11 protein-coding genes and 6 pseudogenes are annotated in these 15,450 nt (G+C 44.5%); 10 read left to right on the forward strand and 7 right to left on the reverse strand.

The features are described 5' to 3' along the window. A pseudogene (locus CJP72_RS25995) lies at positions 1 to 704 on the forward strand (RHS repeat-associated core domain-containing protein); the annotation flags it as partial. A 341-nt stretch (positions 705 to 1,045) separates the two neighbouring features. Beyond that, complete coding sequence (locus tag CJP72_RS09265) at positions 1,046 to 1,492, forward strand: hypothetical protein (RefSeq protein WP_162380581.1); 447 nt, start codon at positions 1,046 to 1,048, stop codon at positions 1,490 to 1,492. 76 nt (positions 1,493 to 1,568) lie between these two features. Here CJP72_RS09265 and CJP72_RS09270 read toward each other — a convergent pair whose 3' ends face one another. Continuing rightward, positions 1,569 to 1,778 (reverse strand): SymE family type I addiction module toxin, encoded by a 210-nt coding sequence (locus CJP72_RS09270; protein ID WP_238340028.1) that lies wholly within the window; start codon positions 1,776 to 1,778, stop codon positions 1,569 to 1,571. A gap of 218 nt (positions 1,779 to 1,996) precedes the next feature. Between CJP72_RS09270 and CJP72_RS26290 the strand changes: the two are divergent. The 7 genes and pseudogenes from CJP72_RS26290 to CJP72_RS09300 all read left to right on the forward strand — a co-directional run. Beyond that, positions 1,997 to 3,205, forward strand: a pseudogene (locus CJP72_RS26290) (RHS repeat-associated core domain-containing protein); the annotation flags it as partial. After that, positions 3,202 to 3,828: a hypothetical protein gene (locus CJP72_RS09280; protein ID WP_162380582.1), complete on the forward strand. Its 627-nt coding sequence runs from the start codon at positions 3,202 to 3,204 to the stop codon at positions 3,826 to 3,828. The pseudogene CJP72_RS26290 and the gene CJP72_RS09280, both read left to right, overlap by 4 nt. Positions 3,829 to 3,851: 23 nt before the next feature. After that, positions 3,852 to 4,550: pseudogene (locus CJP72_RS26000) on the forward strand (RHS repeat-associated core domain-containing protein); the annotation flags it as partial. Between the two features lie 80 nt (positions 4,551 to 4,630). Further along, positions 4,631 to 5,104, forward strand: a complete 474-nt coding sequence (locus CJP72_RS09290) for a hypothetical protein (RefSeq protein ID WP_342212292.1) — start codon at positions 4,631 to 4,633, stop codon at positions 5,102 to 5,104. 453 nt (positions 5,105 to 5,557) lie between these two features. Next, positions 5,558 to 6,373: pseudogene (locus tag CJP72_RS25470) on the forward strand (RHS repeat domain-containing protein); the annotation flags it as partial. 135 nt (positions 6,374 to 6,508) lie between these two features. Next, positions 6,509 to 6,769: pseudogene (locus CJP72_RS26295) on the forward strand (DNA/RNA non-specific endonuclease); the annotation flags it as partial. A 2-nt stretch (positions 6,770 to 6,771) separates the two neighbouring features. Next, a complete protein-coding gene (locus tag CJP72_RS09300) occupies positions 6,772 to 7,167 on the forward strand; it encodes an NTF2 fold immunity protein (protein WP_162380583.1) in 396 nt (131 codons plus the stop codon). 34 nt (positions 7,168 to 7,201) lie between these two features. Here CJP72_RS09300 and CJP72_RS09305 read toward each other — a convergent pair. From CJP72_RS09305 to icd, 6 genes and pseudogenes are all read right to left on the reverse strand, one after another. Next, positions 7,202 to 7,436 (reverse strand): annotated as a pseudogene (locus tag CJP72_RS09305) (transposase); the annotation flags it as partial. A gap of 1,242 nt (positions 7,437 to 8,678) precedes the next feature. Further along, positions 8,679 to 10,136 (reverse strand): TrkH family potassium uptake protein, encoded by a 1,458-nt coding sequence (locus tag CJP72_RS09310; protein WP_162380614.1) that lies wholly within the window; start codon positions 10,134 to 10,136, stop codon positions 8,679 to 8,681. 449 nt (positions 10,137 to 10,585) lie between these two features. Beyond that, positions 10,586 to 10,882 (reverse strand): glycine zipper family protein, encoded by a 297-nt coding sequence (locus CJP72_RS09315; RefSeq protein WP_238340035.1) that lies wholly within the window; start codon positions 10,880 to 10,882, stop codon positions 10,586 to 10,588. Between the two features lie 203 nt (positions 10,883 to 11,085). Further along, positions 11,086 to 11,331: a YmjA family protein gene (locus CJP72_RS09320; RefSeq protein WP_162380585.1), complete on the reverse strand. Its 246-nt coding sequence runs from the start codon at positions 11,329 to 11,331 to the stop codon at positions 11,086 to 11,088. 601 nt (positions 11,332 to 11,932) lie between these two features. Next, positions 11,933 to 12,931 (reverse strand): capsular biosynthesis protein, encoded by a 999-nt coding sequence (locus tag CJP72_RS09325; RefSeq protein ID WP_238340029.1) that lies wholly within the window; start codon positions 12,929 to 12,931, stop codon positions 11,933 to 11,935. Positions 12,932 to 13,327: 396 nt separating this feature from the next. Continuing rightward, positions 13,328 to 14,578: an NADP-dependent isocitrate dehydrogenase gene (icd, locus tag CJP72_RS09330; protein ID WP_162380586.1), complete on the reverse strand. Its 1,251-nt coding sequence runs from the start codon at positions 14,576 to 14,578 to the stop codon at positions 13,328 to 13,330. A 171-nt stretch (positions 14,579 to 14,749) separates the two neighbouring features. Between icd and rluE the strand changes: the two genes are divergently transcribed. Continuing rightward, positions 14,750 to 15,415: a 23S rRNA pseudouridine(2457) synthase RluE gene (gene rluE, locus CJP72_RS09335; protein WP_162380587.1), complete on the forward strand. Its 666-nt coding sequence runs from the start codon at positions 14,750 to 14,752 to the stop codon at positions 15,413 to 15,415. Positions 15,416 to 15,450: the final 35 nt, after the last annotated feature.

The following is a 15,450-nucleotide window of genomic DNA, read 5'->3' on the forward strand; positions in this document are numbered from 1 at the left end:
TGCAGCACTGGCAAAATCTGTTTATGCAGTATGACGCCTGGGGCAACCTGGTCCGCCGCCGCAGCGGTCTGTATGAACAGCACTATGCCTGGGATGCAGAGAACCGCCTGATATCAGCGCAGGGCACCGGTCCGCAGGGACGTTTTCAGGCGCACTATCAGTATGATGCGCTGGGCTGACGCACGCGAAAACAGGTTGCCACCGCCAACGGCACTACTGAAACCCGCTTCCTCTGGCAGGGATACCGTCTGTTGCAGGAGCAGCACGACGGCGGGCAATGCAGCACATACCTTTATGACCCGAACGAAGCGTGGAGCCCGCTGGCGCGAATCGACCATCTGCGCGACGATACACAGGGTGAGATTTACTGGTTCAGCACTGACCTGAACGGCGCGCCGCTGGAAGTCACCGACGTACGCGGCAACGTGCGCTGGAGTGGTCATTACAACAGCTTCGGTGAAGTACGGCATCAGACGGCAGGCTTCACCGGCGCGTTACAACACACCGCCCTCGCCCATCAGCCCCTGCGCTACGCCGGGCAGTATGCAGACAGCGAAACCGGACTGCACTATAATCTGTTCCGCTACTACGACCCGCAGGTCGGACGGTTTATTGTTCAGGGTCCGATTGGGTTAAACGGTGGGTGGAACCTTTATCAGTATGCACCGAATCCGCTGGGATGGATTGATCCGTGGGGATTAAGTGGAGAGCCCGTAGGTAGTGAAAATAATCCATTTGGTTCTTCTCGCGCTGCTCGTCGTGAAGCCATGAGACAAGCTGGGATACCCACAAGCCAGCAACCGATTAGCCAATCACGAAATAGCTCAGGCCGAGAATATTCTCACGAGACACCAAAGCCCGGTGGTGGCACTGGCTTATCATCTGTACAAGAACAAACAATGGATATTAGTCATCCAGACAAGCCACACTGGGAAGCTGGGCAAGTTAAAACAGATGATTTTGGAAATCCTCGAATGAATAAATATGGACGACCTCAACTACGTAACGGTAAAGGGAAAGCATATTATGGTAAAGGAGGATGCAAATGAGTGTATCTGAATACGAACGAGCATTGCTCTATCGAAAAGCTCAAGGCAATGTATGTAAAAATGATTATTTTAATAAAATTCAATCATTTACAAACAGTATCATTGAGGTGGAGAACTTTCTTAACTTGGAAAAAACTGATGATATTATAAATTCCCTTAAAAATAAAAAAATAAGCTCAAAAGCTAAAATTGAAATTAATAGCTATCAACAGCTTGTTAATTTCATCAAAGAAAAAGCTGCAGAGCATTTTTCTTATTTATTAATTGATGAAGAATGGAAGTTTTGCGGCGCTTATAAAATAAGTAATAAGTTTTCTAGTGACTATAATTTTGATGAATTGCATTCGGACGAGATAAGAATAATATCTTGTGATCTGTCTTTTCAGATTCAAATAGACTATAGCAACAATGAAATAGAGTGTGAATATATTCTTTATAAATAGAATGTTATAAAACCAATACCGGGAGATATTTTTTCTTCCGGCTTTATTTTTTATTTAGTTGCTGCTATTCAGTCCACTAAACAATCGCCGCTTTAATCCCCTTAACCACCTGTTTAACCTGATTAACCTGCTCGCGCAGTTCCGGAACCTCGTTGCTGTCAGCAATGACGATCAGGCATCCCTCTGATATTTTCACCGTCACACCGCGCCCTGTCTCAATTCCGCCCTCTTTCAGCCAGTCGCCTTGAAGGTTCAGACTGGAATGGTGTAAATAATAGGTGGTCATGCCTGTTTTACTTTTTTCGGAGAAGGCCCTGAAAAAACTTACCTGATAATATCGCTGAGTCACTTGTTTTATATTTTGGTATTTAACCTTATGATTAAATAGTAGAATAACTATCGTGCAGATAGCTATTTTATCAGGGTACGGCGGTAGCGTACGCACTCTGAGGTAGTCATTCCGGGAATATAAGAACGACACTACAGGTCTGATTCGCTGTCCCCCTGCTAAAACACGACGAAGCCCGGCAGGGGCACAGCAGCGCGCATTTTCGTTATGACGCCGCGGATAACCTCGCCGCTAATGATAACGACCCGCCGGTCACCGATAACCGGCTGCAGCACTGGCAAAATCTGTTTATGCAGTATGACACCTGGGGCAACCTGGTCCGCCGCCGCAGCGGTCTGTATGAACAGCACTATGCCTGGGATGCAGAGAACCGCCTGATATCAGCGCAGGGCACCGGTCCGCAGGGACGTTTTCAGGCGCAATATCAGTATGATGCGCTGGGCAGACGCACGCGAAAACAGGTTGCCACCGCCCACGGCACCACCGAAACCCGCTTCCTCTGGCAGGGATACCGACTGTTGCAGGAGCAGCACGAAGACGGGCAATGCAGCACATACCTTTATGACCCGAACGAAGCGTGGAGTCCGCTGGCGCGAATCGACCATCTGCGCGACGATAAACAGGGTGAGATTTACTGGTTCAGCACTGACCTGAACGGCGCACCGCTGGAAGTTACCGACGTACGCGGAAACGTGCGCTGGAGTGGTCATTACGGCAGCTTCGGCGAAGTGCGGCATCAGACGGCAGACTTCACTGGCGCGTTGCAGCACACCGCCCTCGCCCATCAGCCCCTGCGCTACGCCGGGCAGTATGCTGACAGCGAAACCGGACTGCACTATAATCTGTTCCGCTACTACGACCCGCAGGTCGGACGGTTTATTGTTCAGGATCCGATAGGGTTAAACGGTGGGTGGAACCTTTATCAGTACGCGCCGAATCCGTTATCGTATATTGACCCTATTGGATTAAGTAGCTGTGTTTTAGGTAGAAACATGGGAGCTAGATCTGGTGACGGAATGGCAAATCACCACCTAATCCCTGAGCAATTGATGAAAGATCAGCGATTTAAATCTATGTTTGATCGACTTAAAAAAGTCGGTTGGGATGGTGATAGAGCATCTAATGGCACATTCTTACCTGGCTCTAAAGATCTAGCTGTAAAAATAGGAGTGCCTGGGCACTGGTCTAATCATAATCAATATACTGGAGCTGTGCGGGATAAACTGACTCAACTGGCAAAACAAGCTGATCGTTTAAGTGATACGCAATTAGTATTAGGCGTAAAAAAAATTCAGGATTGGGCCAGGGCTGGACTTGATAAAAATATTTTCAAAATAGATCCTAATACGGGGAGATTGTTGTGATTAATTCATCCGTTGATTTTTATGTTGTCAAATATGATCCTGATGGTGAAGGCGCCCCTCATTTTATGGAAAAAGAGTGGACTCCTGAATTACCAATTTTAGACATCCACAAAAAACCACCATCATTAAGTGATTTTGCTAGTGCATATAATCTAAAAGCAAAAACCTATAAATTAGATGGGGATTATTTGGTAGAAGATGATTTAATTTCATTGGACTTTTATAACCTATGTAAAGAATTTAACGTCAAATGTATATGCATACCTGTGAATATAAGTTTATTAAGAAAAAAAATACCCAGTAAAAAATACTTCTTATATTTCAATATAACTTCTCTATCTATATTGGATAATAATAAATCTGATTTTTCCATATCAAAAGATATCTATAATGGAAAGAATAATACTCCTGAAGATAAAAATATGGATATGATTTATTATGATAAGATAGATAAATTTCATGTGATTGACGGCATAAGTGAACACTTGTTTTACTGTAAAGATATTATGGATACAGTGTGTTCCAAATCTTTTAAAGATAAATTTGATTACCTTAATTTAAAGGGTGTTAAATTTATACCAATAGATCAAGATTACAAATATGATGCATGGGATGGTTGGTGATATGTAAACGTTAGCGGAGCCGCAGCACCAACCTGAATGGCGCACCGCTGGAAGTTACCGACGTACGCGGAAACGTGCGCTGGAGTGGTCATTACGGCAGCTTCGGTGAAGTGCGGCATCAGACGGCAGGCTTCACCGGCGCGTTGCAACACACCGCCCTCGCCCATCAGCCCCTGCGCTACGCCGGGCAGTATGCAGACAGCGAAACCGGACTTCACTATAATCTGTTTCGCTACTACGACCCGCAGGTCGGACGGTTTATTGTTCAGGATCCGATAGGGCTAAACGGTGGGTGGAATCTTTATCAGTATGCACCGAATCCGCTGGGGTGGATTGATCCGTGGGGATTAACCAGTTGTCAGCTATCAAAAGCAATGGAGATAAATGGCACACCACGACCTAAAAATTCAGCAGCACATCATATAGTTCCTGAAACAGCTAAATGTGCTAAGCCAGCCAGAAATATATTGAAGAAACATCAGATAGATATCAATAGTGCTGCTAATGGTGTTTTCTTGCCCAACCGAAATAATATGGATGAAATGTCAGGAATATTACATAATGGTAAGCACCCTGATGATTACATATCAGCAATAAATGAGCGAATCCGAAATGCAGATAAGCTCGGCGGTAAACAAGAAACTCTTAATGAGCTGGAAAGAATAAATAATGAACTTTCCAGTGCAGATCGTAACTCAAGTTGGTATACAATATTATTATGAAAACAATCTATTTATTAAAGTCAACATCGCGAAATACTTGTTCATTCATTCAAGATTACCCTGATGGAGAGGAGAGTATCATGGGAAGTGCTGTCGATGCTTCATGGCATCCTTTTGGCGATAAGTACTGCGCTATCACTCTAGAACTAAGAAGAAATGACGCTGGAAAAAGAAATTATCAGTTTGATTTTAGCAGCATGTTAAATCCTTTTCTCGTTATTAGTGAAGACGCACTGACTAAACTGGATGATATTTTAAAACCAAGAGGACAAATACTCCCCGTCATTACTGAAAGTAAAAAAAAATTTTACGGTTACTACCCAACAAATTCACTTTCGGGTTGTCTCAATATGGAGAAGTCAGTTTATCGTGTAGCTGAACGTGGTTTAATTATTGAAAAACCTGTACTGGTCGCATCAAACATAGTCGATGACTATTTATTTTCAATTGACGAAGATATAAGTAGAATATTTGTCACAGATAAGTTCAAAAAGAGAGTTGAAGAAGCCGAATTATTAGGATTTGACTTTTCAATTGAAATACCCACAGTGTAAAACCTAAGGCCGAAGATGTTAATAACTACCGGCCTCCTTGCTATTTACCCCCCATTAAAAACACTAAGCAAGTATCATTTTCATTCCATTAACCAGCTGTTTAACCTAAAAAAAAGTCCCTTCCTAGGTTCGTGCATTTCATTGCAGTCAGCACTCAGAGTCAGGCATCCATTCGAGACTTTTACAGTAACGTCAATTTCGGTATCAAATACCACTTCAGCCAGTCCGAGAAAAAACCTGCTATATTCTTCTCGTGGAAGGTTTTAAATTAGTTCACCCGATAATACAGCTGGGTCATTCATTTTATATTTTGGTATTTAACCTTTTGATTAAATAGTAAAATAGCTATTGTGCAGATAGATAGTTTTTCAGGGTGTGGCGGTAGCGTATGCGCGCTGACCTGGCGTTCCTGATATGCAAGCACAAAACCGTGGGTCTGATTCGCTTTAGCACCTGTTAAAACACGATGAAACCCGGCAGGGGCACAGCAGCGCACATTTTCGTTATGACGCTGCGGATAACCTCGCCGCCAGTGATAACGACCCGCCGGTCACCGATAACCGCCTGCAGCACTGGCAAAATCTGTTTATGCAGTATGACGCCTGGGGCAACCTGGTCCGCCGCCGCAGCGGTCTGTATGAACAGCACTATGCCTGGGATGCAGAGAACCGCCTGATATCAGCGCAGGGCACCGGTCCGCAGGGACGTTTTCAGGCGCACTATCAGTATGATGCGCTGGGCAGACGCACGCGAAAACAGGTCGCCACCGCCCACGGCACCACCGAAACCCGCTTCCTCTGGCAGGGATTCCGCCTGTTGCAGGAGCAGCACGAAGACGGGCAATGCAGCACATACCTTTATGATCCGAACGAAGCGTGGAGTCCGCTGGCGCGAATCGACCATCTGCGCGACGATAAACAGGGTGAGATTTACTGGTTCAGCACCGACCTGAATGGCGCACCGCTGGAAGTTACCGACGTACGCGGAAACGTGCGCTGGAGTGGTCATTACGGCAGCTTCGGTGAAGTGCGGCATCAGACGGCAGGCTTCACCGGCGCGTTGCAGCACACCGCCCTCGCCCATCAGCCCCTGCGCTACGCCGGGCAGTATGCAGAAAGCGAAACCGGACTGCACTATAATCTGTTCCGCTACTACGACCCGCAGGTCGGACGGTTTATTGTTCAGGATCCGATTGGGTTAAACGGCGGGTGGAATCTTTATCAGTATGCACCGAATCCGCTGGGGTGGATTGATCCGTGGGGATTAAGTAAATGTCCTGGCGTTACCCGTGGCGCAAATGGTGAAATTTTATCGGCGCAGGTGACCATATTTCCCTCTGATCTGAGAACCGGAACAGGCGTGAATGCCAGTGCACGATACGCGGCCAGAGCGATGGGGAATCAGACCGACGATGCCGGGCATATATTAGGTAAGGTACTCGGTGGGCAAGGGGGTAAAGGTAACGTATTCCCGCAGTTGCCTGCGATTAACCGTGGCGGATATCGCATCTTTGAGAAGTCAGTCAAAGACTATGTTACTCAGCATGGTGCTGTAGATATAAACTGGACATTTGTATATAAAAATGGCGGCGCAAGACGAACTGATATTATTTACGACGTATCCCAAAATGGGAAGACAGTCCTTTACTCTGTATTCGGGAATTAATTATGAATGCTAAAGAAACACTGATTGCCTTTATGAAAGTCATGAATAGTTGGGAGAATGGTTATCGTGATGCTTTTATGTCTGATCATTGTGTAAATAAAGAGCCGTACCTGGCTGAATTGAATAATATCTTTAGCAAATGGTGTACTATTAAAGAAAGAAAGTATGGTCGTCAAGCATCAATGCAAGTTAGCTTCCCACCCGATTATGATCCTGAAAAGGATGAAATCATAAGTGAGGATGTTATAAAAAACAAAGCATCTATTATTGTGCAGAAACATGCTGGCTTCAAAAATAAATATCGTTATACATTACAATTTAAAAATAACGAATGGCGTATTGATAAAAAAGAACGTTTTAGTTCAGATGAAAATAAATGGGTAAAAGATAATTTATAGAGACTGCAAATAATTCTGTGTAACCGCTAGCTTATTAAAGGTGATCGCTCAGACGATCACCGAACTCGATAATAAAATGGCTCATCGCCAGCTGCCAGTTCTGGATCGGAATACTCCATTTTTTTGATGCATCCCTGATTACCAGATAAATAATCCTCCGTACTGAGCCGTCTATCGGGAAGACTTACGCTTCTTTATGGCCGCCGGATAACGCTGTTCAGCGACTCGATAGGATTCGTGGTGTAGAAGGTCTTGCGAATATCAGGCGGGCACCGCACTGTTAGATATTCACCATGTCGCTCAGAAGCATCCCGCTGGCCAAGTTATATCTGGTTATGATCCTAAAACAGCACCATCTATAGCTGTACCAAGTGCTAAGTATAAATTAATACCAACTATGAGAGGTCCGTTTACTGGAACGGCAAGAGAACTATTAGCTAAAGATATACAAGATCTTCATAACTTTACAATGCTCCACCTTCAGCTATTCAAGATCTTATCAAACTGAATAAATAAATGTTCTCTGAGGGGTTCACTAAATTAAAGTGAGTTAAATGGATTCTGAGAAATTTATAGATGTATTAAATATTGTTGTGAAAGATGCCGCAGTGGTGGATGTAGTATCTTTACTGAAGTCGCCACCAGGTAAGGAACCATCAAAAAAATAGGTTGATTAATCTAATTCTTGTAATTCTCAAACCGATGATATCAAAGAGCTTATAAATAAGATAAATAAACGTACTGCTGATGATACTTTATTCTGTGTGCTATATATTATCGATGGCGTAAGTACGATAAAAGATGGCGAAAGCAAAGGAAAATTAGTTCTGACTTGCCATAAAGATAACAAGCCATCTTTTGTATTGAATAAAAATAAAGATCTACATGGTATATATAGCGCAAGTTAGACAGAAATCGGAGGATATATAACACGCTCCTTCCAGCTATTTTATTTAAACCATTAAATTCTGATAATGTATTAGATTCGAGAGATGAAGCGGAGTTTGATTATTACTGGATGAGTGAATTTAATTCACTAAAGAATGAACACATTCAAGATGAATACTGGTGCGAATATCATCTACAACTGGCCTACAGAAATGTAGGAATCCCATAAAATCGTGCCATCCACATTTAGAGATCTTACGGAATACTAATTTATAAGGTTATGGCGGTAACATATGTTCCTGCGGCCCATAATTTACAAAACCACGGGTATTGAAAAATGGATCTGACGCATGGTATATCCAGGCAATTTTCGACCATGGGAAGATGACGCAGTAGCCTGGTAACCCAGTGTCAAACAAAGGTGCAATATTGTCGAAAAGTCCCAAAATTTTGGTGACACAAAGTAGTGGGTTGATATACCTGCAAAACCTTTCATCAACTCCCTTTTACCGAAGACTTGTGTGGCGTGGAAACATTACATAAAAATCACCACAGACCTTCGCATAAACGGGAGTTGCAGAACAAAATTGAATGTTGTCCCACCGCCAGCACAACCCCCCAACCTACACCCGCCAGAAGAAACGAGAGAAGAGTATGAGCACAGGATATATTTCAAGACGCCCCAGTATCATCGCGACGCACATCAGGTACTTTGCCCCCTCGTTAAGGGTGCCGAATGTTGAAACGGTTTCACCAAACCCTAGTCCCATATTATTAATACAGGCCGCAACGGTTGCAAATGAGGTTAATAAATCATAACCCATCATATTAAGCAGCCAGATGAAAAAAACGGTAAATAAAATATAAAGGAAAAAGAAACTCCAGACTGAGCGCATAACACGGTCAGTAACGACACTTCTGCCAATCTTAATACTTATCAAGGCCCTGGGATGTGCTAACTGGTGCAATTCATGTCGGCTTTGTTTGAAGAGAATGAGAAATCTGAGAGCCTTAATACCGCCGCACGTCGAACCAACGCAGCCGCCAAAAAAGCTCACTAGCAACAAAAAGATGATCGTATGTGTCGGCCAGTCCGCATAATCCAAAGGCGCCAGGCCATTATCCGTCATCATCGAACTTGCCAGGAAGAACGAATGCACGAGGCTTTCAGGAATGTTGTACATTCCTGCATGCCAGACTTGCCATGCCGTAATCAGAATAACAATTAACGCGGCTAACAGAAAAAAATGCACCTCTACGTTGCGAAGTAGAGGTTTGAGAGTTCGCCTGATAATGACCACATACCACAGCGTAAAGTTGAACGCTGATAATAGAGAGAACAAGCCCGCCACAAATTCAATAGCGTAACTGTCATAGAACCCTATACTCTCCGTATGTGTTGAAAACCCCCCCAACGATACCGTCGACAATCCGTGACAAATGGCATCAAAAACCGGCATTCCTGCAATGACGTACGCGAGACTACATGCAATCCCGAGCAACAGATAAGTTAACCAAAGCGTGCGAGAGGTATCAGCAAGACGCGGTGTCAATCTCTCTTCTTTGAATGGGCCAGGCATTTCAGATTGATACAGTTTTGATCCACCAATTCCCAACAGTGGCAGCACGGCCACTGCCAACACGATAACCCCTAATCCACCAATGAAATTAAGTTGGGCACGGTAGTAAAGGTAGGATCGGGGTAACGCATTAACATCACCGATCACAGTTGCGCCCGTGGTTGTGATGCCAGAAACACCTTCGAATAACGCGTCTGCAAAGGTTAAATGAAGCATGTCATCCAGCCATAAGGGAAACGCGCTGATCGTTGAAAACAAAAGCCAAAACAACACGATAATGATAAACCCATCTCGCGTTCGCAGTTGAATACCTGTTCTTTTTGTCGCCATCCACGCACCGCCGCCGAGGATGAAAAATGCGATGAACGTTTCCAGAAAAACAAAAAAACTTCTTTCCTTGTTAACCAATGCGATTATCATTGGCGGCAGCATAGAAAAACTATAAAGCCAGACCAAAAAACCACACATATGAGTAACAACTCGAAGCTGAGATGTATTCAGGGAATAATAGGTTTTCAAACAACACCCCGGGCTTAAAGCGAAGATTCGTCATTTTTATCGCATTAGTATATCTCTTCTCGCGATAAATCACCTGCTTGCGGCATTCCCATGCATACTTTGTGCTTACTTTGCAACCAGTCCACCTTACCGACTCATCAGGTTTATCTGTCACATGGATTCCGCCGCGGTCGGCAAATGTCTTTGCCACTGGCTCACTGAGTTTGAGTCAATACCGGACATGAATGCCGTCACCGCAACGCTCCGGCCAACAGGAGAAAGCCTGCCAGTATCATGGTATTGGAGAGGTCGCGTAAAGCCGGACTTTCGCAAAAGTCCCAGCGATTGCCGGGACTTTAAGGAGGGATAGGATGTCTCGCAGGACTACCCCATGCTTTCTGCTGCAGCCCCTTTCACGAAAAGGAATTCACCGCAAAAAGGTAAAAGATGAATTAGTTGGTTGCTTTACCAATCATAGCGCCCGCGCCCGCGCCCACCGCAGCCCCCTGAACCACACTACGACCTGTCATTGCAGCAGCCCCGGCACCGACAGCAGCCCCGACAGCGCCGCCTTTACGTGCCGACTTCCCCTCTTTACCGTGTTCAGTCATGGCGCCAACCCCCCCGCCAACGACGGCGCCTTTAACAGTAGAACTCACACTTTTTCCCGTCAAAGCGCCAACAGCGGCACCCGCGACTGCACCACCTGAAGTTTTATCCATTGCCTGGGCTGAAAAAACAGGAACCATTGATAAAGCACAAACCACCAGCAATGCTCCTTTAGCAAAATTTTTCATGTGTATATCTCTTTTTTTAGAGCAGTTAATCTTCCCTGTGAATTTTACTTACCCAAAAGCAAACCTCAAGTTAAAAGCTTTCACAACCCACAGCAGTCTCGCCAGTATCAGAATATTCACTCTCAATCGCCGCCGGTTTGGTAGCCGCCACAGGGTTACTCGTTACCCCACTGGTTCAGGAATGTGGCTATCTCATCAATACGCTGCCCGTCGATACCCGCTTCGCTGGCCATCACTTTCTGCGCGTCCTCACTGATTTCTTCATTATTCATCAAGCGTGTGATCAGTAACTGGAAATAGCGTGCCAGGGCGTCACGTTCTGACTCGCTCACCGGTACCTCGCATTCCGTCGAATACTCATCCACGATGTCATAATATTTGAGCGGTATTTCATTGTTCATAAATTGATCCTGGGGGTTAATGTTTATGTCAGTCGCTGTCTGCGTTATCTGACGTAGATAATTTCATTCTCAAGGATTGCACTCCCTTAGTTCCTTACTCGGGGACTGCGACCTGCTTATGTTCCGGGCGCGGGTTATTTCTACATCTCGCGTTCGGCAGGCTCAAGTATCATCCCATCAATAATCTGTCTTTTACCCCTCATTTTCTACTACTTATTGTGCAAACTCGCCTTGATAAACTCACGTTAACATTAGTTTGCGAACCAACGGCATGATTTACCTGAGAGTACACATCCCGTGCAGTTCACTACCCGATGATTTTCACCTGGCGATAATGAGTAAAAAATGTCATCACCCGATGGGTTTTCGTAATACTGACTCAAATTGCAATCACCAGTAGCAGCATATGTTTTATCAGCAAAGCCTAAAAATTAGTGTACGGTTCAATATCATCTGTACAAGCTTGTCAGTGTATTAAATCATCCGCGCTGGATTACTGCAGAACAATCGGTCGCAGATTAATCATCGCCCACCTATTTTGATAAACCTGCAATCCGGCAAGTGAGTTATATTTTTATGCCGCCTCAGCAAGTTATCAACACTAAATTTCAAAACTTGATTTATCATTTAATTTTATTTCAAAGGCATTTTTTAAAGCATTGGTGATCCCTTCGAAATCATTCATTCCTAATGTATCATTCAGACATACTTGTGTTGTTCCATCTGACAATGTTTTAATGGCCTCATTTATATTTTCGGTAGACAAAGTAAAACATACCCCTCTATCCTTTGGATGCGTAGGGTTAAATTTACCACTCGCCAGTTGCCAATATCTGAATAAATATTGTGTTAGCCGTAGCGGCGCCCTGAATTTTTCACCTGATGATTCAGTTAATAAATCTTCTTCATGCTTCCATATTTCATTGAAAGTACTTTTCAGGAAGGGTTGTGGGATATGTCTACTATAGAAGCCTTCAAAAAGCCTTTCTTTTCTGTTAAGAAAATTTTTCATCATGAATCGTCCATAATTCGGACTATAGTATTTGTTTTTATGCTCACGCATTTTTATTTTTTTATCGAAATGGCTATTTATCACACTGACATTGAGAAAATCGGATGAACTCATGATGATTTCACCTTTATTTTTCGGAGGATATTTTTTTATGATCAAAAAATCATTGGGATAGCCATTCTCAAAATAAAAATTCTCTGCCAATGGTGATGTAATAAACATATCATCATTGAATAATACAAATTTATCGCTTAATCCCTTTATTTTATGGATATTTAATTCTATAGCATTAGAATTGAATGTTGGTAAATATTCATTTGGAATAAAATCATGATGGAAAACAATGTTTAGTTTTTCATGCTCTGTATTAATCCATGACGGAATTTGTCCACAAGTAACTAAATGTACTTTCCTTACCCATGGCGCGTATTTTTCCACACATCTGAACCAATAGTTGAAAATCCCCATATCTCTGAATCGTGAGGCATTGATAGCATTCTCTTGATGTTTACCCTTTCCTTTAAATTTAATAAAGTTTTTTTTGCCAGGAAGGATCGCAGGAATCAACCCACAAAACAACAAAATCAATATCGCTCATTTGCACTACCCTGGATAGTTATTTTTCGCAAGATGATAACATACTGCAGAACCAATTTTTTAACTAATGCTGGCAAATTTTCAACGAAATTTTTGTATCTAAAAAATACAGCACCAACAAAAAAATATATATTAAAATCAAACAGTTAAAACAAAACAAGCTGTATGTCATAAATATTTTAGGGTCTCGACCATCACTCTGATAGATCATTTCCGTGTATTTGCTGTTTCTTAAAGCGGTAAAGCCGATTTGCAGAGTGGTTAGCTGCCTACCTGGAGTGACTTCGTTTTATTCGCCCTACTTACCCGTTTTCATAACCGTTCGAATCCTAATAATAAAAAACGGGAACCAACTGGCTCCCGTTCTCATACAACCCAGAAACTGGATTACATGTTTTCGATGATCGCGTCACCAAACTCTGAACATTTCAGCAACTTAGCGCCGTCCATCAGACGTTCGAAGTCATAAGTAACGGTCTTCGCAGCGATCGCGCCTTCCATACCTTTAACAATCAGGTCTGCTGCTTCGAACCACTGCATGTGGCGCAGCATCATCTCGGCAGACAGAATAATTGAACCAGGGTTCACTTTATCCTGACCTGCATATTTCGGTGCAGTACCGTGGGTGGCTTCAAACAGCGCGCACTCGTCACCGATGTTTGCTCCCGGCGCGATACCAATACCGCCAACTTGTGCTGCCAGAGCATCGGAAATGTAGTCACCGTTCAGGTTCATACACGCGATAACGTCGTACTCCGCCGGACGCAGCAGGATCTGCTGCAGGAACGCATCGGCGATCACGTCTTTAACCACGATCTCTTTGCCAGTGTTCGGGTTCTTGATTTTAACCCACGGGCCGCCATCGATCAGTTCGCCGCCGAACTCTTCACGCGCTAACTGGTAACCCCAGTCTTTGAACGCGCCTTCTGTGAACTTCATGATGTTGCCTTTGTGCACCAGGGTCACAGAATCGCGATCGTTGGTGATGGCATATTCAATCGCCGCACGCACCAGGCGTTTCGTCCCTTCCTCAGAGCACGGTTTGATACCAATGCCACAATGTTCCGGGAAGCGAATTTTCTTCACGCCCATCTCTTCACGCAGGAATTTAATCACTTTCTCTGCATCAGCAGAGTCTGCTTTCCATTCGATACCTGCATAGATGTCTTCAGAGTTTTCACGGAAGATGACCATGTCGGTCAGTTCAGGATGTTTAACCGGGCTTGGGGTGCCCTGATAATAACGAACCGGGCGCAGACAGACGTATAAGTCGAGTTCCTGGCGCAGCGCGACGTTCAGAGAACGAATACCGCCACCGACTGGGGTCGTCAGGGGGCCTTTAATGGCTACGCGGTAATCACGAATCAGATCCAGGGTTTCAGCAGGCAGCCAAACGTCCTGACCATATACCTGAGTGGATTTCTCACCGGTGTAGATTTCCATCCAGGAGATTTTACGCTCGCCTTTATAGGCTTTCTCGACTGCAGCATTCACAACTTTGATCATCGGAGGGGTTACATCTACACCGATGCCGTCGCCTTCAATGAATGGGATAATCGGATTATTCGGCACGTTCAGTTTGCCGTTTTGCAGGGTGATCTTTTTGCCTTCAGCCGGAACAACTACTTTACTTTCCATTCACCTCTCCTTCGAGCGCTTCTGGTTTGCTCGTCTGTCATCACGCTGCATGTGCAATTGCGTCCTGCTACACGGATGCGTTAGAGCAATTTTTTGTTAATGTTTTGTAATGAGCGTGTCAATACTACCTTATTGTTTGCTGCCATGAAAGACACTCGTTATTAGGCTATAATGCGTCAATTGATAAGGCCTGAAAATACCATGCAAAAAACTTCTTTTAGAAATCACCGCCTTGAGCGATTCAGCTCACGACAAACCACCAGACAGCGCAAAGAAAACCAGCCAAAACGCGTGGTTTTATTCAATAAACCTTACGATGTTTTGCCACAATTTACCGATGAAGCGGGCCGCAGCACGTTGAAAGATTTTATTCCCGTGCAAGGTATCTATGCCGCAGGCCGTCTCGACAGAGACAGCGAAGGGCTTCTGGTGCTCACCAACGACGGCGCATTGCAGGCAAAACTCACGCAGCCTGGCAAACGCACCGGCAAAATTTATTATGTGCAGGTTGAGGGGGAGCCAGGCATTGATGCGCTGAACGCCCTGCGTCACGGCATTACGCTCAATGATGGCCCTACCCTGCCTGCAGGCGTTGATATTGTGGTTGAGCCGGAATGGCTCTGGCCAAGAAATCCGCCGATTCGCGAACGCAAAAACATTCCTACCACGTGGCTTAAAATCACGTTATATGAAGGCCGTAATCGCCAGGTTCGCCGAATGACCGCGCATGTTGGGCATCCGACGCTACGGCTGATCCGCTACGCGATGGGCGACTATACGCTTGACGGACTGGCTAACGGCGAGTGGCGGGAACATCCTTCGTCACACAGTGTCTGAAGAAGCGCCTCGCCCAACATCATCATGGAAGAAAA

The sequence above is a fragment of the Citrobacter sp. NCU1 genome, assembly GCF_010231475.1.
Lineage (GTDB): Bacteria > Pseudomonadota > Gammaproteobacteria > Enterobacterales > Enterobacteriaceae > Citrobacter_D.

Coding starts and splice junctions, on each gene's coding strand:
- CJP72_RS09320 (WP_162380585.1), bottom strand. CDS start 11,331: ATGAACAATGAAATACCGCTCAAATATTATGACATCGTGGATGAGTAT.
- CJP72_RS09315 (WP_238340035.1), bottom strand. CDS start 10,882: ATGGTTCCTGTTTTTTCAGCCCAGGCAATGGATAAAACTTCAGGTGGT.
- CJP72_RS09270 (WP_238340028.1), bottom strand. CDS start 1,778: ATGACCACCTATTATTTACACCATTCCAGTCTGAACCTTCAAGGCGAC.
- icd (WP_162380586.1), bottom strand. CDS start 14,578: ATGGAAAGTAAAGTAGTTGTTCCGGCTGAAGGCAAAAAGATCACCCTG.
- rluE (WP_162380587.1), top strand. CDS start 14,750: ATGCGTCAATTGATAAGGCCTGAAAATACCATGCAAAAAACTTCTTTT.
- CJP72_RS09290 (WP_342212292.1), top strand. CDS start 4,631: ATGGGAAGTGCTGTCGATGCTTCATGGCATCCTTTTGGCGATAAGTAC.
- CJP72_RS09265 (WP_162380581.1), top strand. CDS start 1,046: ATGAGTGTATCTGAATACGAACGAGCATTGCTCTATCGAAAAGCTCAA.
- CJP72_RS09300 (WP_162380583.1), top strand. CDS start 6,772: ATGAATGCTAAAGAAACACTGATTGCCTTTATGAAAGTCATGAATAGT.